This is a genomic window from Streptomyces sp. NPDC048248, from assembly GCF_043201875.1.
In the GTDB taxonomy this organism is placed as follows: Bacteria; Actinomycetota; Actinomycetes; order Streptomycetales; family Streptomycetaceae; genus Streptomyces.
The window spans coordinates 429,540-449,077 of the sequence record NZ_JBICZL010000001.1 but is presented as its reverse complement, the minus strand read 5'-3'; the positions used below and the strand labels follow the sequence as shown (position 1 = coordinate 449,077).

Annotated in this window: 18 protein-coding genes; 4 read left to right on the top strand and 14 right to left on the bottom strand. The window is 70.2% G+C overall.

What is annotated here, in order from left to right:
* Positions 1-41: 41 nt before the first annotated feature.
* Positions 42-806, bottom strand: coding sequence for an alpha/beta fold hydrolase (locus ACGFZW_RS02140; RefSeq protein ID WP_393891051.1), 765 nt, complete (start codon positions 804-806; stop codon positions 42-44).
* Between the two features lie 5 nt (positions 807-811).
* Positions 812-1,951 carry a hypothetical protein gene (locus ACGFZW_RS02135; RefSeq protein ID WP_393891050.1) on the bottom strand — a complete coding sequence of 380 codons (1,140 nt, stop codon included), beginning with the start codon at positions 1,949-1,951 and terminating at the stop codon, positions 812-814.
* Positions 1,952-2,282: 331 nt separating this feature from the next.
* Here ACGFZW_RS02135 and ACGFZW_RS02130 point away from each other — a divergent pair, with 331 nt between their 5' ends.
* The gene (locus tag ACGFZW_RS02130) at positions 2,283-3,281 is read left to right on the top strand and encodes a LacI family DNA-binding transcriptional regulator (protein WP_393891049.1); all 999 of its coding nucleotides are present in this window, start codon (positions 2,283-2,285) and stop codon (positions 3,279-3,281) included.
* Positions 3,282-3,398: 117 nt separating this feature from the next.
* On the opposite strand, the gene hisD is transcribed toward ACGFZW_RS02130, so the two are convergent.
* On the bottom strand, positions 3,399-4,718 hold the full coding sequence (hisD, locus tag ACGFZW_RS02125) for a histidinol dehydrogenase (RefSeq protein WP_393891048.1): 1,320 nt from the start codon (positions 4,716-4,718) through the stop codon (positions 3,399-3,401).
* 72 nt (positions 4,719-4,790) lie between these two features.
* Here hisD and ACGFZW_RS02120 point away from each other — a divergent pair, with 72 nt between their 5' ends.
* A complete protein-coding gene (locus tag ACGFZW_RS02120) occupies positions 4,791-5,705 on the top strand; it encodes a LysR family transcriptional regulator (RefSeq protein ID WP_393891047.1) in 915 nt (304 codons plus the stop codon).
* Between the two features lie 90 nt (positions 5,706-5,795).
* Here the strand turns inward: ACGFZW_RS02120 and ACGFZW_RS02115 are convergent, their stop codons facing one another.
* From ACGFZW_RS02115 to ACGFZW_RS02075, 9 genes are all read right to left on the bottom strand, one after another.
* Positions 5,796-6,620, bottom strand: a complete 825-nt coding sequence (locus ACGFZW_RS02115) for a VOC family protein (RefSeq protein ID WP_393891046.1) — start codon at positions 6,618-6,620, stop codon at positions 5,796-5,798.
* 552 nt (positions 6,621-7,172) lie between these two features.
* A complete protein-coding gene (locus ACGFZW_RS02110) occupies positions 7,173-8,072 on the bottom strand; it encodes a universal stress protein (protein ID WP_393891045.1) in 900 nt (299 codons plus the stop codon).
* 262 nt (positions 8,073-8,334) lie between these two features.
* Positions 8,335-9,543 carry an acyl-CoA dehydrogenase family protein gene (locus tag ACGFZW_RS02105; RefSeq protein ID WP_393891044.1) on the bottom strand — a complete coding sequence of 403 codons (1,209 nt, stop codon included), beginning with the start codon at positions 9,541-9,543 and terminating at the stop codon, positions 8,335-8,337.
* Complete coding sequence (locus ACGFZW_RS02100; protein WP_393891043.1) at positions 9,540-10,505, bottom strand: 3-hydroxyacyl-CoA dehydrogenase NAD-binding domain-containing protein; 966 nt, start codon at positions 10,503-10,505, stop codon at positions 9,540-9,542. Before ACGFZW_RS02100 ends, ACGFZW_RS02105 begins: the two co-directional genes overlap by 4 nt.
* 26 nt (positions 10,506-10,531) lie before the next feature.
* Complete coding sequence (locus ACGFZW_RS02095) at positions 10,532-11,269, bottom strand: acetoacetate decarboxylase (RefSeq protein WP_393891042.1); 738 nt, start codon at positions 11,267-11,269, stop codon at positions 10,532-10,534.
* Positions 11,270-11,281: 12 nt separating this feature from the next.
* The gene (locus ACGFZW_RS02090) at positions 11,282-12,094 is read right to left on the bottom strand and encodes a crotonase/enoyl-CoA hydratase family protein (RefSeq protein ID WP_393891041.1); all 813 of its coding nucleotides are present in this window, start codon (positions 12,092-12,094) and stop codon (positions 11,282-11,284) included.
* A gap of 54 nt (positions 12,095-12,148) precedes the next feature.
* The gene (locus ACGFZW_RS02085) at positions 12,149-13,318 is read right to left on the bottom strand and encodes a CaiB/BaiF CoA transferase family protein (RefSeq protein WP_393891040.1); all 1,170 of its coding nucleotides are present in this window, start codon (positions 13,316-13,318) and stop codon (positions 12,149-12,151) included.
* Between the two features lie 145 nt (positions 13,319-13,463).
* Positions 13,464-14,369 carry a LysR family transcriptional regulator gene (locus ACGFZW_RS02080; protein ID WP_393891282.1) on the bottom strand — a complete coding sequence of 302 codons (906 nt, stop codon included), beginning with the start codon at positions 14,367-14,369 and terminating at the stop codon, positions 13,464-13,466.
* Between the two features lie 91 nt (positions 14,370-14,460).
* Entirely contained in the window at positions 14,461-14,904 is a 444-nt protein-coding gene (locus tag ACGFZW_RS02075) for a MarR family winged helix-turn-helix transcriptional regulator (RefSeq protein WP_393891039.1), read from the bottom strand.
* A 51-nt stretch (positions 14,905-14,955) separates the two neighbouring features.
* Between ACGFZW_RS02075 and ACGFZW_RS02070 the strand changes: the two genes are divergently transcribed.
* Positions 14,956-15,606, top strand: a complete 651-nt coding sequence (locus tag ACGFZW_RS02070; RefSeq protein ID WP_393891038.1) for a TIGR03086 family metal-binding protein — start codon at positions 14,956-14,958, stop codon at positions 15,604-15,606.
* On the opposite strand, the gene ACGFZW_RS02065 is transcribed toward ACGFZW_RS02070, so the two are convergent.
* Together ACGFZW_RS02065 and ACGFZW_RS02060 are read right to left on the bottom strand one after the other, a co-directional pair.
* Entirely contained in the window at positions 15,586-16,821 is a 1,236-nt protein-coding gene (locus ACGFZW_RS02065) for a M20 family metallopeptidase (RefSeq protein WP_393891037.1), read from the bottom strand. The genes ACGFZW_RS02070 and ACGFZW_RS02065 overlap by 21 nt on opposite strands.
* On the bottom strand, positions 16,818-18,197 hold the full coding sequence (locus ACGFZW_RS02060) for an MFS transporter (protein ID WP_393891036.1): 1,380 nt from the start codon (positions 18,195-18,197) through the stop codon (positions 16,818-16,820). Before ACGFZW_RS02060 ends, ACGFZW_RS02065 begins: the two co-directional genes overlap by 4 nt.
* 182 nt (positions 18,198-18,379) lie before the next feature.
* On the opposite strand from ACGFZW_RS02060, the gene ACGFZW_RS02055 reads away from it, so the two are divergent.
* Positions 18,380-19,396 (top strand): Lrp/AsnC family transcriptional regulator, encoded by a 1,017-nt coding sequence (locus ACGFZW_RS02055; protein ID WP_393891035.1) that lies wholly within the window; start codon positions 18,380-18,382, stop codon positions 19,394-19,396.
* The last annotated feature ends 142 nt before the right edge of the window (positions 19,397-19,538 follow it).

Below are 19,538 nucleotides of genomic sequence, written 5' to 3'. Positions count from 1 at the left end.
GGATGGCGGATGCGGTGTGAGGTGCTGAGGAGTGCGGAGGATCAGGTGGTGGAGGGGGCGCTGGAGGCGGGCGCCCGGGGAGCCGACGGCCGGGCGCGCTCCGCCTCGGCCAGCAATTCCCGCAGGGCGTCGGAGACGGCGCCCGGCCGCTGCCACGGCAGCAGGTGACCGGCATCGGACAGCTCGCGCAGACCGGCGCCCGGCAGCGCCTCGGCGATCGAGCGGTGGAAATCCGGCGGGCACAGCGCGTCCCGCGTGCCGTGGAGCACGACCGAAGGGCACCGGGCACCGCGCAGCGCGCCGAAGGCTTCGGTGCGGTTCGCCTGGGCGGCGAGCTGGGCACGGGCGGCGTCCGGGCCGACGGCGTACGCCATGCTCCGGTACCGATCGGCCCACTTCGCGGGCGGGGACGGCACCTCGAACATCCCGGGCAGGGTCGTCTCCACGACGTCGGCGAACCGGCCGTCGGAGATCAACTGCTCCATCGCGCGCCACGCGGCGAGCTGCTCAGGACGAGGTGCGCTCGCGTTGGTCGACATCGCGCAGAAGCCTGCGATCCGGTCCGGGGCCCGGCGCAGCACCTCGAAGCCGGCAATGGCCCCCAGGCTGAGCCCGACGAGGACGAACGGACCGTTCACCGAGGACAGCGCCTGCTCCGCGATCTCGCCGACGTCCGGCTCGGTCAGCGCGAGGTGATGGACTTCGTGCCCCTCGGGGAAAACCACGTCGGACCAGAGGCTCTCGTCGCACAGCATGCCGGGGATCACCACCATCGGCAGTGGCCCGGGCGCTCCGTCGGGGGACACGGCGGTCACCAGCGACGCGCGGAGCGGGGCAGCAGGGCGTACGGGGCGATGTATCCGTTGTGGTCGATGCCGAGCCCGGCGTCGGCGGCGCTCTTGAGGACCTCGTCGTCCCACTCCAGGCGCACCCGGCCGTCACCGGAGTTGACGACCAGGAGGTCCCCCTCCGATTCGCCGACGTTGCGCACGGTGCGCCAGGCCTCCGGCGGTACGGAGAGGATGTCGCGCGGCCCCAGCCGTACGGAGACCGCGTCCGTGCGGTTGAGGGTGACTTCCCACAGACCGTCCTTGACGATCAGTGTCTGCGTCTCGCCCTGCCGGTGAAGGGAGACACCCTGGCCGGGGTCGGCGCGCAGCCAGGCGACGTTGTGCCCGTGCGGATTGAAGATCCGGGGCTCTTGGTGCGGGTCCTCGGTCATGCCGTAGCCGATGACGCAACTCAGCCGCGCGCCGCCGCCCGGCAGGGTGCTGTCGATGAAGGGACGCTCGGACCAGACCAGCTCGTCCGCGGCTGCGACGCGGCGCTTCATCTGCTCGGGGCTGTAGTGGCGCAGCTGGTCGATGTACTCCTGCTCCATGGGCTTGGTCAGCTCGGCGCCGGCCGGGATCTCGTCACCGGCGACCGTGTCGATCAGCTGGTTGTCGGCGCTGAGGTACAGGCCGTGCCCCTCGGCCTCGCGCAGTACGGACGGGCCCCAGATGATGCCGCCGGTGTGGTCCATCCCGAGCACCGTGAACATCCATCCGTTGTCCGGACCGGTGTTGGTGAAGCCACGGAAGATCCAGGTGGGGACGGTTGCGATGTCCCCCGCCTTGAGCGGCAATTCCCCTTCGGTGCCGTCGGCGCCCCAACGCAGGAGGTATTCGCCCTCGGTGCAGACGAAGACCTCGGCCGTGTAGTGCAGGTGCAGGTTGTTGGTGATGCCGTGCGGCATCGCCGCCGCGCCGATGTTGAAGCCGTGCGGCAGACGGAGGTTGACGTGCTGGCCGGCGGCCTGGGAGACGCCGGGCCCGATCATCGCGTAGTTCTCCTTCCGGTCCGAGCCGGGCGTACGGCAGTCGATGAACGCCTGGTTGCAGGAGACGAAGTCACTGCGGCGGATCGTCCGGCGATCCAGTTCCGCGGCGGACACGACGACGTCAGGCATGGTTGTTCTCCTCCGTGAGCTACGTTGGAATACGTATGCATTTCCATGACAGGCCCTCGACCAGGCGATGTCAAGGGCTCGGTCGGGCTTGTTTCAGTCGTATGCCGCGCGCGATGCGCAGGTGGCCGGACCGGGGTGCTACGCCTGAGGTCAGCCGGGGCGTGCGGCAACGCGTGCAGAGTGCAAGCGCATCGGGGGGGCGGTGGCTTTCGTGAGGGTGTGCCGTGGATGCCCGAAAGGATGCCCGAAAGGGGCCCGATCCGATGAGGGCTACATACGTATACTGAGCGGGAGCGCCGAGGTCGGCGCACCGGGCGACGAAAGAGGGCCGATGGCGATCACGAGTCACGACGTGGCGAGACTGGCGGGCGTGTCGCAGCCCACGGTGTCCCGGGCCCTGCGGGATGACCACCGAGTGTCGGCCGCCACCCGCGAGAAGGTCAAGCGGGCCGCCGAGGCGCTGAACTATGTGCCCAGCGAGGCGGGGCGGACCCTGTCGACCCGTGCGACGCGTCGTATCGGAGTGATCGTGACCGATCTGACGAACCCCTTCTACCCGCACGTCATCGCCCCGCTGCACGACGAACTGCAGCACCTGGGCTACCGCATGATGCTGATCACCGAGCGGTCGGACGAAGCGGTGGCGGCCGAGGACCTGCTCGACCAGTCCCTGGACGGCGTCGTCCTCGCGACGGCGACGACCGAGTCGCGCCTGCCGGCCCACCTGGACCGCCGCGGCATCCCCTACGTGTTCCTCAACCGCGACACCGGCGAGCGGGGTGACTACGCCTCCGTCGTCGACAACGAGGGTGGTGGCCGCCTGGTCGCCGATGTGCTCGTCGAGCTGGGGCACCGGCGGATCGCGGGCATCTTCGGCTCGGCGAACACCACGACCGGGCGCGAGCGTGAACTCGGATTCCGCCTGGCCCTGGCCGACGCCGGAATCGGGCTGCCGGAGGACCGGGTGGTGCGCGGCGCCTTCGAGTACGACACCGGATACGGCGCGCTCCCCTTCCTGCTCGCTGCCGAAGAGGCGCCCACGGCGGTCTTCTGCGGCAACGACGTCGTTGCCATCGGCGTCCTGAACGCGGCCATAGCGGCCGGGCTCCGCGTGCCGGACGACCTCACGGTCATCGGCTTCGACGACCTCCCCATGGCGGACTGGGAGGTGTTCCGGCTGACCACGGTCCGGCACGACCTGCGCGAACTGTCGCGCCAGGCGGCGCGCCTGCTGATCCGGCGTATCAACGGGGAAGCCGACCCGGCCGGTGAACGCCTCGTCCTGCCGACGGAGTTCGTGCCCCGGGCCACGCATGCCCGCGTTCCCTGAACTAAGTGGTCAGGGCCAGACCTTCGGGTGGCCGGGGACTCCGCTCGCGGCCGGGCCGAGGGGCCCGCTCGCGGGAGGACAGGTCCCGCGAGCGGTCGCCCTCCGGCCCCGGTGCCGTCAGTCCTGGTAGGCGTCCAGGCGGAGTGCGGCGGTGGCGCGGTGGGCGTCCATGCCCTCCGATGCGGAGATGACGTCGACCGCGTTGGCGAGTTGCGGGGTGGCGTCCCGGCTGACGCGCTGGTAGGTGAGGGGCTTGAGGAAGCGGGAGACCGACAGCCCGGCGCTGTGCTTGGCGCCGCCGGCCGTCGGCAGGACGTGGTTGGTGCCCGCCATGCCCTTGTCGGAGTACGCCACGGTGCTCCACCGGCCGAGGAAGACCGATCCGTAGTTGGTCAGCCGCCGGTGGTAGAAGTCGTCGTCGGACGTCATGACCTCCAGGTGCTCGGGTGCGAGGTCGTCCATCAGCGTGGCGGCGGTCTCACGGTCGGCGGCCCAGGTGACCGAGCCGAAGTCGTGCCAGGCCGGCCCGGCGATATCGCGGGTCCCCAGCGTCTTCAACTGCCGCTCCACCTCGGCGATCACCTCCCGCCCGAGGTCCTCGGACGTGGTGACCAGGGCGGCGGGTGAGTTGGCGCCGTGCTCGGCCTGGCCCAGCAGGTCGGCGGCGACGAGAGTGACGTCCGCGGTCTCGTCCGCCAGGACGGCGACCTCGGAGGGGCCGGCCAGCAGGTCGATGGCGACGGTGCCGAACAGCTGCCTCTTCGCCTCGGCGACGTAGGCGTTGCCGGCACCGACGAGCATGTCGACGGGCGCGTCGTCCAGCAGGCCGAAGGCCATGGCCGCAAGCGCCTGGACGCCGCCGAGCACATGCAGGCGGTCGATCCCGGAGACGTGGGCGGCGTGGACCACGGCGGCGTTGGGACGTCCGTCGGGGCCGGGCGGGGTGCAGCCGGCGACGGTCGGGACGCCGGCGGCCTTGGCCACGTTGACGGTCATGAAGGCGCTCGCCGTGAGCGGGAACTTGCCGGCGGGCAGGTAGGCGCCGACCCGGCCCACCGGGACGTAGCGGTGGCCCACGGCGAGGCCGTCCACCAGCTCCGTCTCGAAGTCGGTCAGCCGCGAGCGCTGCGCGTCCGCGAACGCCCTGGTCCGCTCGGCGCCGAGCTCGATCGCCTCCCGCAGTCCGGCGGGCAGTGCATCACCACTGCGTGCGATCCGGTCCGCGGTGAGCGTGACGTCCGAACCGTCCCAGCCGTCCAGGTCGGCCGCGTAGCGCAGAACGGCGTCGAGCCCGTCCCGCTCGATGGTGGAGAGCATCTCGGAGACGGTGGCGATGACCTTGGGGTCGCGCTGGGCGGCGGGGGCGTCGACCGCCGGGGACTTGAGGATGCGGAAGGAGCCGTTGAGAGCGTCGAGGACGCGGGGCGTGTAGAGCATGGCCCGACGGTAGGCGGGCGCCGAACCCATGGACAAGGGGGACAATACCTGTCGATGCCATAGGGTTAACCTGTGACTTCGCACCCCATGACACTGGCTCAGCTCCGAGCCTTCCAGGCGGCCGCGCGGTGCGGTTCCTTCACCGCCGCGGCCGCGGAACTGCAGCTGACACAGGCCTCCGTCTCCGAACTGGTCCGACGCCTGGAGGAGGAGTACGGGCTGGTCCTGTTCTCCCGTGGCAGTCGGCGGCTGTCGCTCACCAGCGCCGGTGAACTGCTGAAACCCATCGCGGAGGGGGCGATCGCGGCGTTCGACCACGCCGACCAGGCGCTGCGGGCCTTCGGAGGGCTGACCGGCGGGGTGGCCACATTCGGAGTGATGCGCAACGCCGAGTACTACCTGCTGTCCGACCTCGCGCAGACCTTCCACGCACGCTTCCCCGAAGTGCAGATCCGGCTCATCGGCCAGAACTCCGTCGACGTCGCCGCCGCGGTGGCCTCCGGCGAACTGGAGGCGGGCATCGTCGTGCTTCCGGTGGGCGTCACCGGGCTGGATGTACGTCCGCTGCTGCGCGACGAGGTGGTGATGGTGACGCGGGAGCCCGAGCGCTGGGGGAGCGCGGTACGGGGCGAGGACCTGGCAACGGCGCCGCTGATCCTCTACGACGCGCACTACGGCTGGGACGAGCCCACCCGACGTCAGGTGATGCAGCGCGCCCAGTCGGCCGGGGTGACGCTGAAACCGATCATCGAGACGGAGCATGTGAGCTCCGCGCTGCGGCTGGTCGAGCGCGGTATGGGAGACACCTTCGTCTCGCGCGCGGTCACCAAGGGCCCCGACTTCCCTGCGGGTCTGCACCTCATCCCGTTCGAGGAGCCGGTGTTCGACACCATCGCCTCCATCACCCGCGACGCCGGCATCCTCTCGCCCGCCAGCCGCCAACTCCTGCAACTCGCAGAGGAGATGCTCCTCGCGGGCTCTTCGTGAGGGGCGCACTCGGGCAGCATTGGAGGGGTGCCCCGCCTCATGCAACCAGCCCTGCGCATGAGGCAGTTACCTGAATCCGACGGGCAGGTCCTAGGCGTCCTCGATCTTCGGCATGTCGCCGGACGTCGTCGACATGTCGATCACCGCGAACGCCGCGCCTTGCTGGTCCGTCAGGGCTGCGAACCGGCCGAAGGGGCTGTCCATCGGGCCGAAGTGCAGCCGGCCGCCCAGCTTCTGCGTCTTGGAGACTGCCTCGTCGCAGTCCGGGACACCGAAGTAGATCTGGATGCACGGGGGGATCTCAGGTGGGAACTCGTCGCCCATGTTCATCCGGCCCAGCACCACGTTGTCGGGGCTGCGGCCGGCCACGCTGAAGAGCTTGAAGTCCATGCCCGCGGCCTCGGGGTCATCGCCCATGTCCATCCGCTGGACCTCGTACGGGAAGACCTTCGGGAGGAACCCGTCCACCTTCCCCACATCCCGGGTGAAGACCTCGGCCCAGGCGAACGAGCCCGGCTCCCCGGTCTTCTCGAAGCCCTTGTGTTCGCCCGGCTGCCAGACGCCGAAGTACGCGCCGCTCGGCTCCTTCGCGATCAGCATCGTGCCGAAGACTCCGACCTGCATCGGCTCCATCACCAGCTCGCCGCCCGCCGACTTGATCTTCTCGGCGGTGGCCGCCGCGTCGGGTGAGGCGAAGTACAGACACCACTGCGACGGAGCCTCGCCGCCAGGCACCGGCGGGACCACGGCCGCGACCGCCTTGCCGTCGGAGTAGGCCTGCGTGTAGTTGCCGTACTCGGTGGACGACTCACCGAAGGTCCAGCCCAGCACGTCCGAGTAGAAGGTCTTGGCGGCTTCCACGTCGTCGAACATCGCGTCCGCCCAGCACGGGGCGCCTTCCGGGTAATCAGTCATGCTCGATCGACTCCTGTGTCGTGTACGACGGCGTGCCGGTCCGGCGCCGGGGCGAGCAAGCGCCGGCGAGTACGGAAACGACGGTCTCGTGGGCGCGTCTGCGCGATGACAGCCGCAACATCCGCGGCAGCGCTCAATATGGAGATCGTTTCCATTCTGGCACAAAAGGGACGATCGGACAGCTCGGCTCGCATGGGACACAGACCGACCGAGGGCCTCTGGGCTCGTCCCTGTGAGCGTGGGTGAGACGACGTTCGTGCAGGTTGCTTACTCGTATCTCGGTGAGGTGTTCGTCTGTGTGCACGGTCTGGAATGGCAGCAGCGGCCGGGAGGGGGCGCCGACGACAAGGCTCCCTGTAGCCCCAGGTCGAATTCGCCCGCCGTGGCACGGTTCTGCTGCCTGACCGTCCACCGGCAACTCGCCTTGTTTCGCGAGCCGTTGTGAGGTGAATGAGTGGCGTGCTGTGCATGGGGTCCGCCGGGTCGACGTAACCGCAGGTGCTTGTACACCAGTTGGCAAACAGGGTGGTGGCGCTGCCGCGTAACCCGTGGTCACCTCTCCTCGTCGTCTCCTGCGCGTCGTGGCACGACCTCTACGGGGCAGTGCGAGTGATGCAGCAGTGTGTGGGCCACGCGCCCCAGGCCCGAACGCACGTTGTCGGATCGCCGTGCACCCAGGACAAGCAGGTCGGTGTGAAGGCTTGCCTCGACGAGGACCGCGGCGGCGGATCTGCCCGTTTCCACGTCCGCGGTGATGTCGAGACGAGGGAACTCGGCACGGAGACCGGACATCAGAGCCGTTTCGACGTCATCACGCCTGCGCGCGACCGCATCGACGTCGTCGGGCGTGGAGTCCTCGGAGCCGACATGGGGGAGATGCTTTTGGACACTCACCAACCGGAGGGATGCCTTGCGGACCTGGGCCTCTTGAGCCGCCCGGGCCAGCCAGGCGGCGTCGGTCGGTCCGTGGACCGCGGCCGTGACCAGGCCGGTCTCCGGCCGTTCGGTCTCGTCGCGCACCACGATGACCGGCACGGCGCTTCCTGCGGCCACCCCGAGGCTCACGGAACCCAGCTTGAGCGAGCGGAAGCCGCCGCGTCCTCGGCTGCCGATGACGATCGTGTCCCGTGGTCCGGCCGATGTGTGAAGGGCCGCCACGGGCTCCTTGAAACTCAGCTCCTCGGCGACGGTGAGATCGGGGAAGCGCTGCTTCACGGCGGACAACGTTTCGAGCAGCAGGGACCGGCCCGAGCTGCGAATGTGCTCGACCGTCTCGAACGACGCGAAACGCGTCAGCCGGTCGAGGTCCGCCCCGAGCACCACCAGCAGCGGCAGCTGGTGCCGGTCCGCCTCATCAGCTGCCCAAAGGGCGGCTGACCTGGCACGTTGTGAATCATCGATGCCTACGACGATCTTCTTGGACTTCGGGCCAACGGGAGTGTCGGTGTCCATCTGGTCTCCTCCGGCCGTCGATCGGTCGCACACCCCCACGCTCCCAGCGTCGAACCGAAGGCGGCAGGGCCACGAAGGCCCCCGATAGGGCCGAAAGACCCTGGTGCTGCCAGGAGCGCGGGAGTGCGCCGTTCGGCCTCGGGGCGTCAGCGGTGTGTACCGACGGTGAGGACCGGGACGCACGGCCGCGCCCGGTGCAGCCAGGCACCGGACGCGGCTCGGGGGGCCGCCCACCCGCTTGGTGCGGCGCGGGCCGGGGGCGTCAGACGAAGGCGCTCTCGCCGGTGATGGCCTTGCCGACGATGAGGGTGTTCATCTCGCGGGTGCCCTCGAAGGAGTAGATGGCCTCGGCGTCGGCGAAGAAACGGGCGACGTCGTATTCGAGAACGATCCCGTTGCCGCCGAATATCTCCCGGCTCCAGGCCACGACCTCGCGCATCCGTGCGGTGACGAAGGCCTTGGCCAGGGAGGAGTGTTCGTCGCGGAAGATCCCGGCGTCCTGCAGACGGGCCAGCTGGACGAGCATGCCCCAGCAGGCGGTGATGTTGCCCAGGCTCTTGACGAGGAGGTCCTGCACGAGCTGGAAACGCGCGATCGGACGGCCGAACTGCCGGCGCTCCTTGGCGTAGGCGAGCGCGAGTTCATATGCGCCGATCATGACGCCGAGGGCCTGCCAGGCGACACCGCTGCGGGTGGCGCGCAGGATCTCCGCGACATCGCGGAAGGAGTCCACCCGCTGGAGGCGGTCGGCCTCCGGGACACGGACGTCGGTCAGGGTGAGATCGGCGTTCTCGACGATACGGAAGGCCGTCTTGTTCTCGATCTTCGCGGCCGAGAAGCGGGGGGTGCCCCGCTCCACCACGAAGCCCTTGACCTTGTTGTCGGCCTCGTCGCGCGCCCAGACGATGACCAGATCGGCGAAGGTGCCGTTGCCGATCCACCGCTTGGCGCCGTTGAGGATCCAGTGGTCGCCGGCCCGTCGGGCGGTGGTGCGCATCCCGCCCGCCACATCGGAGCCGCCGAGGGGCTCGGTCATGGCGAAGGCGCCGATCTTGTCGAGGGCGGCCATCGCGGGCAGCCAGCGGTCGCGCTGCTCCTGGTCGCCGCCGCGGTAGATGCTGTACATGGCCAGTCCGTTGTGGACGCCGAAGAAGGTCGCGGACGAGGCGTCGGTGCGGGTGTACTCCATGGAGAGCATGCCGACCAGCAGATTGCTCCCGGCGGGCAGCGGGTCGCCGTATCCCTCGTACGGGACGCCGGCGAGGCCGAGCCCACGGAACCTGTCGATCAGTTCGCGGGGGAACTCCCCTTTGGCCCAGGCGTCATTGACCAGCGGCTTCACCTCGGTGCGCATGAAGTCACGGGCCTGCAGGAGCAGCTTGCGCTCGTCGTCCGGCAGCAGGTTCTCGTAGGCGTAGAAGTCGGCGGTGAGACCGTCGGTCGCTTCGTTCTCCGGGTGGGTGGTGGTCATGACCGGGTCTCCTTGTTCTGGTTGCTGGTGGTGCCGGCGTTGTGCAGGGCGCCGAGGACGGCGAGCTGCTTGCGGTCGCGCTCCTGGCTGAGGTCGCGGTACGCGCGGGTGCCGTAGGCGTCCTCCACGGCCCTGATGAGCCGTTCGGTCTGTTCGGGACTCTGTTCCGGTTGGCCGAGGGAGTCCCACATCTTCTGCATCGACGGGCCGATGTGCTCGGCCATGTGCCGGTAGCCGCCGGGGCCGCCGCCCAGGTGGGCGCCGAGGAAGGGGCCCACGGCCGACCAGCGAAGACCGAGCGAGTTCACCATGATCGCGTCGAGTTCGGACGGGCTGACCACACCCTGTTCCACCAGGTGGATCGCCTCACGGCTGAGCGCGTTCTGCAGACGGTTGCCGACGAAGCCTGGGATCTCCTTGCGCTCCACCACCGGGACCCGGCCGACCGAGCGGTAGAAATCCACCGCACGGGTGACGGAGTCCTCGCGGGTGCGCCGGCCGGGCACCACCTCCACCAGAGGGACGAGGTGTGGCGGGTTGAACGGGTGGCCGATCAGGATGCGCCCGGCGTCGTCGAGCTCCTCGGTGAACGCGCTGGAGGGGATGGCGGAGGAGGAGCTCAACAGGAGGGCGTGGGACGGGGCTTCCCGCACCAGGGTGGTGAAGAGCTCACGCTTGAAGGCGGCGTTCTCCGGGCCGTTCTCCTGGACGACGTCGGCGTGGCGGACGGCGTCGGTGACATCGCCCGCCAGGTGGACGCGGTCGGCGAGGCCGGCTGTGTCGAGGCCCTGCCGGGCCAGCTGCGGGGTGGCCTCGGCCAGCGCCGTATCGACGGCTTCGGCGAGATCGGGGCGCGGATCGGTGACCCGCACCTGCAGTCCGTGCCCGGCGAACAGGGCGGCCCACGAGAGTCCGATGGTCCCGGCGCCGATCACAGCCACGGTGGTATGTGTGTTGCTCATGGCAGATGCTTCTTTCGTGCGCGGCGTCAGCGCGCGAGGTAGTCGTGCACCGGCTGGACCGGTGCCAGCGTGAGGTCGGTGAGGAGGTGGCTCGCCGAGACGATCTCGCGGACCGGGAGGTCGGCCAGCGGGGCCAGCACGTGCGCATCCAGTTGCAGCCGGGCGGGGCCGGTCCAGGCGCCCTTGACGACCACGTCGCTGATCTGCGTGCGGACCAACTGGGCCACCTGAGGCGCCCCGTCGTAGCCCGGCACCAGCTTGAGCATGTAGGTCGGCACGGTGATCTGGGCGGCCGCTTCGGCGGGATCCAGCTCTTGGTGCTTGTAGCCCATCGTGGCGGTCGCCACCCGGACCGTGCCGTAGTCCAGGACGCCGACGAGTGCGCCGTGGTCCACGTACAGGGCGGGTGATCCGACGGTCTTCGGGTAGGCACTCGCCTCGCGCCCGGAGACGGTGGCCGCGAAGTTGTCGAGGTACATGGCGTGCAGGTACTCGCCCCGCTCACCTTCGTGGCGGACCGGGATCGCCTGGCCGGATTCGGTGTACGGCCCGTACCCGGTGACGTCACCCATCCGCATCACCTCGAAGCGGACGAGCGGCTCGTCGATCTCCAGCGGCTCGGGGACCACCGCGCGCAGCGCGTCGTGGTCGGTGCGGTAGACGATGTTGAGGTATTCCCGGTGGGTGAAGCGCGGTACGACGGGGGGATACGCCGGGTTGATCAGGGGGGTGGCATGGTGCCGGACGACGTCCTGTTGCTGCATGGGGTGCTCCTCCTACTTGCCCTGCCAGACGGGGGCGCGGCGCTCGGCGAAGGCCGTCATGCCTTCGCGTACGTCGCCCGATGCGGCGAGGGTGGCCATTTCGCCGCGCTGGGCGGCGAAGGCGTCCGGCTCGGGTGTGCCGTCGGCGGCGTGGGCGATCCTCTTCACGGCTGCGAGGGCGAGTGGGGCGTTCGCCGCGAGCTGTGACGCCAACTCCAGTGCCGTGGCGACCGTTTCACCGGCCGGTACGACCCGGTTGGCGATACCGAGCCGACCGGCCCGCTGACCGGAGACCGGCTCTCCGGTCAGCAGCAGTTCCATGGCCAGGTGGTAGGGAATCCGCTTGGGCAGCCGGATCACCCCGCCGCCGGCCGCGATGAGGCCGCGCTTGACCTCCGGCAGGCCGAACCGGGCATCGTCCGCGGCGACGATGAGGTCGCAGGCCAGGGCGAGTTCGAAGCCGCCGCCCATGGCCCAGCCCTCGACGGCGGCGATCAGCGGCTTGGGCATCACCGTCTCGGTCAGTCCGCCGAAGCCGCGGCCCGGAATCTCCGGTGATTCACCGGCCAGTGCGGCCTTGAGGTCCATACCGGCGCTGAATGTGCCTCCCGCGCCGGTGAGGATGCCGACCCGCAGCGTCGCATCGTCCGCCAACTCGTCCAGTGCGCGGGCGAGTTGAGTCGCCACGGACGCGTTGACCGCATTACGGGCGCGGGGCCGGTCGAGGGTGATGAGCAGAGAGGTGCCGATCCTCTCGGTGCGGACGTCGGGGGTGAGGTCCGCGTGGTGGCTTCGGGTAGGGGTGGTGTCCGGTGTGCTGGGCATTGTCCGGTCCTTTGTCGTTCGGGTGTGGTGGGAGAGCGGCGGGGTCGCGGATCGTCAGTTGTGGTCCGCTGCGAGCTCGGCGAAGACTTCGGCGGTGTGCTGCCCGGGCAGCGGAGCGAGCCGCCGGACCGAGCCGGGGGTGGCGGAGTAGCGCACGGGGATGCCGACCGAACGGATCGGGCCCTCACTCGGGTGTTCGACCAGGTCGAGGAGGTGGCCGTCGCGGACGTACGGGTCATCGGCGGCCCGGTCGAGTTCCAGAACCGGTGCCATGGGGACGCTGTGCTTGGCGCAGATCTCTTCCCACTCCGCGGTGGTCAGGTCCGGCGCGCACTGGGCCACCAGCTCCAGGAGCGGGTCGACATCGGCGTCCTCGATGGCCGGGCCCGCCACGCGCGGGTCCTCGGCGAGGTCGGGGCGGCCGGCTGCGTTGAAGACGTCACGGAAGTTCTGCGGGGTGTACGGCACGATGCAGGCGAGCCCGTCGGCCGTGGCGACGGCCCGGTGGCCGCGCTTCATCGACAGGGGGAAACCGGTGTCTCCCTCCGCCGGCTCGTAGACATGGCCGGACAGATGCTCGACGAGGTTGAAGGCGAGGAGGGTGTCCGTCATGGGGACCTCGATGTGCTGGCCGCGGCCGGTGCGGTCGCGGTGCACCATCGCGGCGAGCACCGAGTAGACGATGGTCAGCGCGGCGACCTTGTCGCCGATGATCGTCGGCAGATAGACGGGCCGGCCCAGCGCACGGTTGGCCACGTCCACCAGGCCGGAGGAAGCCTGCACCGTTTCGTCGTAGGCGGCGTGGCCCGCGCGGTCGGAGTCGCTGCGAAAGCCCTGGGCGTGGGCGTAGACCAGGCCGGGGTGGCGGTCGGCGAGGTCTGCGTAGGTCAGGCCGAGCCGGGCCAGGGCGCCGGGGCGCATATTGGTGATCAGCACGTCGGCGGTGCCGATGAGCGCCAGCGCGCGCTCACGGTCGGCGTCGTCCTTGAGGTTCAGGGAGACGCTGCGCTTGTTGCGGTTGACGTTCAGGTTGAGCGGCGTCATTCCGGGCGTGGTGCGGTACCGGCCCGACCGTATGGTGTCCGACGGCGACTCGATCTTGATGACGTCGGCGCCGAGATCTCCGAGGATCTGGGCGGCGTAAGGGCCCATCACCACCGTGGACAGATCGATCACCCGTACGCCGTCGAGCGGGCCGTTGGCGCTTTCGGTCGTGCCGTTCATCGTCGCTCCTGCGGAAGTAGCTGTACTGCGAATGTTTCTGTCTTCGACGGTAGGTGAGAATCCGCGGAATGAGAACGATCAAGAAACGAAGAATGGCATGACCGCAGTGGTCATGCCATTCCTCGTTGGGTTGTGACGGGCGCGATCAGGCGAAGAGCTCCTCGGCGAAGATGCGTCGCGCCGCGTTGACGAGCTCTTCGAGGTCCCCACCGGACTCGGCCCGGACCTTGCGGTAGAGCAACCCGGTGGCCAGTTCCGGCTGGAAATCCACCACGGGCAGCACCTTCACGTTCTCCAGCCGGTAGAGATGCATGGGGCTGTCCGGGGACAGCATCGTCATGGAGAAGGCGAGACCACCCGATACCAATTCCGACGTTCCCGCGTAATCGGAGCTGTTGATGCGAATTCTCTTGCGCAGTCCCGCGGAATTCAGCCGCGCATCGATTTCATCGAAGTACGCGGGCATGGCCTCTGGGGCGGTGGCCACATAGGGGAATTGCTTCAGCTCTTCCAGGGTGACCGAATCCCGGCCTTCGAACCGGTCGGCGGGGACCGCGGCCCCGAGCCGTTCGCGCATGACCTCGATGACGCCGAGCGAGGGGTCGGCGACCGGCAGCCGGGCCAGTGCGAGGGCCAGCCGGCCGTCCCGGACCGCCTCGGCGAGGCTGGTGGAGCGGCCGGGCCAGCGCTTGAGCTCGTAGGTCTCCTCGCAGGCTTCGGCCAGCTCCCGGACCCGGGCGCGGAGGTCGGGATGCACTCCGGAGGGCATCCCGATGAGCAGGGTGATGCGCTGTGGCCGAACGGCCTCCCGCAGCCGCCAGGGGATGGAGTTGACGCGTTCGAGGACATCGCGTGCCATCGGCAGCAACGCGGCACCGGCCGGGGTCAGCGCGACATGATGCGTGGTGCGGTCGAAGAGGGTCTGGTCCAGCTCGCGCTCAAGGTCCTTGATCCGCTGGCTCAGGGGAGAGGCCGCCATATGCAACTTGCGCGCCGCTTGGGAAAAATTCAACTCTTCGGCAACCGCTACGAAGTAGCGCAAGTGCAGCATGTCCACGCGCTCACACTACCCGGGGCCCAAGCCGTCTTCGGTGGACGTGGGGGAGTGCGGGAGGGGCGCGCTCCGGCCCGCACTCCGTGGGTCACTCAGGGCGTCGGTCGGCTGTTGAATCGGTCAAGGCGTGCAGTGCGCGCAGGAAGCCGCGGCGGTCCGCAGGCGGGAGTGGGGCGAGGATGCGGTCCTCGGCCACGCGGATGGCGGCGCGCACCGAGTGGTGGATCCTGAGGCCGTCCTCGGTGATCGACAGGAGCCGCACGCGCCGGTCGGCGGCGTCCGGTACCCGGGAGATGAGCCCGGCCGCCTGGAGCTTGTCCAGGGTGGTGATGATGCGCGTCCTGTCCGCGCCGATGGCCTCGCACAGTGCCGCCTGAGTGCGGATCGGGCTGCTGTTGAGGGCGCCGAGCACCGCGTAACCCCACATGGAGATTCCGTGCTCGGCAAGGACCGGTCGTTCCGCCTCGATCAAGGAGCGGAGCAGTGGCTGGAGCATCGCGGCGAGATCGCGGCTCCTGTCGTCGGCGCTCATGGCGTCACGATACTCGTTGACAGATCATATGCTGAGACAGATCATAGGCGCATGCCTACGAATGACGTTCCCTCCGCAAACTGCGCCTCGCGGGATGCCGCAACACCCCCGACGGGGGAAGAGCTTCGCGCGCTCGACGCCGACGCCGTCCGCACCAGCCTTGAGGTGGTGGCGCGGGTGACGCCGACGGACCTGGAGCGGGCGACCCCGTGCGCCGGATGGACGCTGCGCGACCTGCTGGTCCACATGACCGCTCAGCACTACGGCTTCGCGGCGGCGGCCCGCGGCGAGAGCGGACTTGAGCCGTGGCGGCCGCGGACCGGCGAACACGACCCGGTGAGCGCCTACCGGTGTTCGGCCGAGCGGGTCCTGGCGGCCTTCGCCGAGGCCGGCGTCCTCGACGGGCACTTCCGCCTGCCGGACATCGACGCCGAGCGGCCCTTCCGCGCGGCCCGGGCCATCGGCTTCCACCTCGTCGACTACGTCGTCCACTCCTGGGACGTGGCCCGAAGCCTTGATGCCACGGTGGACTTCGGCCCCCGGCTGCTCGATGCCGCGCTCGCCATCGCCCGCGCGGTCCCCGACGGCCCCTCCCGCACCGCTCCGGGCGCCGCCTTCGCCCCCCGGATTCCGCACCCCCACGGCACACCGCTGGAAGAGATCCTCACCCTCCTCGGCAGGTCACCCGCCTGGCCGCGGTGAAGAAGGGCGGCTGTCCGACTCCTCGACGGCCATCGGCTGACTCCGCTGCCGCTGTCGCACCCCGTCGAGCAGCCTCGTCCGCTGGACCGGTGACATCGCCAGATCGGCGCCCGTCAGGGCAAGCGCGGTCGCCCCGTCGAGCACCGCCCGGTCGGCGCCCGGGCTCTTGCCGTACGCGGTGAACTCAGGGGTGTGCTGCTTGGCGCCGCCCGTGTCGTAGCCGATGGTGGGATGGATGGTGGGGATGAGCTGGGAGACGTTGCCCATGTCCGTGGAGGCCATCGTCTCGCCGTGCCGTGGTGTTGCCGTGCGGCCCAGTTCGCCGAGAGCGTCCGCGTACGCAAGCGTCATGTCCGGATCTTGGCGAAGATCGGCGAAGTCCCTTCCGTGACCGCTGAGTTCGAGTTCGGCCCCGGTGGCGAGAGCCCCGGCCTCGAAGCAGGCGCGCACCCGCAGCCACGCCTCCGCGAGCTGCTCCGTGCTGCGCGCCCTGACCTCGCAGCGTGCGGACGTACGGGCCGGGATGACGTTGACGGCCTGGCCGCCGTCGGTGACGATCCCGTGCACGATCACGCCGGGCGGCAGTTGCTGGCGGAGCAGTCCGAGGGCGGTGTGGGCGACGGTCATCGCGTCGAGGGCGTTGACGCCTTCCCAGGGGGCGAGCGCCGCGTGTGAGGGCTTGCCGCGGAAGGTGACGTCCCAGGCGCCGATGGCCAGCGAGGAGGCGCCGACGCTGTCGTCAGGGGCGGCGTGCACCATCATCGCGGCTGCCACATCGTCGAAGACCCCGGCCTCCAGGAGGTGCACCTTCCCGCCGTAGTCCTCCTCTGCGGGGGTGCCGATCAGCTTGACCGTCAGGCCGAGTTCGTCCGCGACGGCGGCGAGCGCCAGAGCGGCGCCGACGGCCGCGGCTCCGTTGACGTTGTGCCCGCAGGCATGGCCTATGCCGGGCAGGGCGTCGTACTCGGCGCAGAATCCGATGACGAGGTCGCCGGTTCCGCGGGTGGCGACGAGGGCGGTGGGCAGGTCGGCGACGCCGCGGGTGACGGTGAAGCCGGCCGACTCCAGGAGGCCGGCGATCCTCGCGGCGGCGCGGTGCTCCTGGAGAGCGGTCTCGGGTTCGTCGTGCAGGCCGTGACTGAGAGCCACGAGCTGCCCGCTCCAGGACCGCACGGCTTCGGTCACCGTCCGGTGCACGCCTCGGGTGTACGTCATGCGAGCTCTCCACTCCCTGCCGGCTGCGGTGAGTACGTCGCGCCCGCCGCACGGGGGCTGCGGTAGCGCAGCGCGAGCGCCACGCCGACCGCGGCCGCGAAGGCGCACGCGCCCCAGCCCCACAGGTAGCCGGACTCGGAGATGAGTGTGCTGCCGCGCACGGAGTTGGCCGCGAAGAACGCGCCGATCACGGCGGCGCCCATGGCCGCGCCGAGGGAGAGGGCGAGTTCGTTGAGGCCGACGGCGAGGGCGGTCTCCTGCTCCTCGACGACCTCAGCCGACAGGGTCCGTGTGATCGACTCGAAGAGACCGGTCGCCAGCCCCACGACGAGGGCGGAGGCCACGTACTGCGCGAGGGTGTCGTGGAACAGGGCCATCCCCAGGAAGCCCAGTGCGATCAGACCGCCGCCGGAGGCGAGAACGAGACGGTCGCCCAGGCGCCGGGCGAGGCGCGGGGTCAGCGCGGAACCGGCGAAGCCGGCGGTCACCATGGCCAGCGAGATGGTGGCGATGGCCTGCGGCCCCAGCCCCATGCCGTAGCCGGTCGCGGACCGTGAGGACCCCAGGAAGAGGGCGTTCGCACCGAGGAAGCCGATCGTGCCGAAGGCCGCGCAGAACGTGTAGCCGCTGACCACCGCGAGCCGCGAATTGCTCAGCAGCCGCACGCTGACCAGAGGGTGAGCCGACCGCCGTTCGACCGCAACCCACGCCGCGAGGGCGGCGACCGCCGCTACGGCGAGAGCGAGCGTGCGCGGCGCGCCCCAGCCCCACGTGCCGCCCTGCGCGAGGAGCAGGACGAGCGCCACCAGGCCCGCGGTGAGCAGCGCCGCCGCCGCGTAGTGGAAGCGACCGCCGCGCGGTGCGTCGCTGTCGGGCAGGACGAGGCCCGCGATCAGCGCGAGAACGGCGAACGGGACGGCCGTCCACAGTCCCGCCGCCGAGTGACGCTCGCTCAGCGCGCCGGCCACGAGACCGCCCACGCCGATCGCGATGAGCAGGACACCCACGAGGAGGGAGATCCCGGTCCGGTTCCGCTCGGGGGCGCGGGAGCGGAGGATGCCCACGAGGAGCGGGAAGAAGCCGACCAGGGCGCCCTGGAGCACGACGCCGACGGCGAGGGTCACGGCGGAGGGCCGCACGGCGATCAGGAGCGAGCCACCCGCCACCATCGCCAGGGCGACCCGCAACACCTTGCGGTGCCCGTAGAGGTCGCCGAGCCGGGAGAGCAGCGGCGTCATCACCGCGAAGGCCAGCTGGGACAGCAGGTAGATGTTGTTCTGCCCCACGGTGGCGATGTCCAGGCGCCGGCCGACCTCGGGCAGCAACGGCGTCAGATAGCCCTGGACGATGCCGCTGAACAGGATGACGACCGCCATCGTCGCGAGCATCCCCGGCCCGGCGCGCAACGCCCCTGGGCCTCGTCCCGTTCCCGATATGCGTGTGGGCACAGCTTCACCTCTGGATCGTCTGGTGGCCGAAACCGAATGGTGGCTACTGTGCGGGCCGAGGTACGCACGGCCTCGGATATTCATGGATTCCTGCACATGGAGTGCTGCTGATGCGAGAAACGGTCACCGCTAGCGAACTCGACCTCGCTCTGGTGAACGCACTCCAGCTGCGCCCCCGGGCCTCGTGGTCGGAGCTGTCGCCGCTGCTCGGTGTGACCGCCGGCACGCTGGCACGGCGCTGGGAGCGGCTGACCGGAGAGGGGCTCGCCTGGGTGTACGCCGCGCCCGGGCGGGAGTTCACACACAACCGCTGTACGGCCTTCGTGCTGCTGCGCTGTCTCCCCCAGGAACGGTCCCGGCTGGTGACGGAGCTGTGCGCGCTCCCCGAAGCGGTGACGATCGAGCTGACCGGATCCGGCAGCGCCGACCTGCTCCTCGATGTGCTGGCCCCCGACCTGGCCTCGCTCAGCCGATTCCTCCAGGAGAAGCTGGACCGGTTGCCCGGCGTCGTCTCGGTGAGCTGTCTGTTCGCCACGTCGCTCTACGTCGAGGGCAGCCGCTGGCGCCTGCGCTCCCTGGATCCCGCCCAGTTGACGGCGCTCGCCGGCTCGACGGCGGCGCGGGAGCCGGTCCGCACCCTCACGCTCGATGCCGTCGACCGGGCCCTGGTCGACGAGCTGGTTCGCGACGGCCGCCTCGGTCTGGCCGAACTCGCCACGCGGACGGCCACCAGCCCGGCCACCGTCCGGCGCCGGCTGCGCCGTCTCGAGGACTCCGCGATCCTGACCTTCCGCTGTGACATCGCCTCCGCGCTCGCCGGGCATCCGGTCCCGGTCTCCCTGCTCGGTCAGGTGCCCGCGCGGGACATCGGCACCATCCACCGGGCCTTCGCCGCCCTGCCCGATTGCCGTCTGGTCGCGGCCGTGACCGGTCCCGCGAACATCTTCGCCACGCTCTGGGTGCACGACCTCGGTGACATCCAGCGGCGCGAGACCGCGCTGTGCGCCCGCCTGCCCACCCTCACCGTCACCGACCGCATCGTCGGCCTGCACACGGCCAAGCGCATGGGTCATCTCCTCGACGAGGAGGGGCGCCGGGTCGGGGTGCGGCCGATCTCACCCTGGTAGCCGGGAGCGAGGCGGCGAACTGGCCGCAGATCCCCTCCTGCTCGACCGGGCGCTCAGCGGGGCTCCGTGAAATCCTCCGCCGCAGTGGTTGGTCGAACGTCCGGGTGACTTCGCGGGTGGGCAGTTGGTCACCTCCACCGAC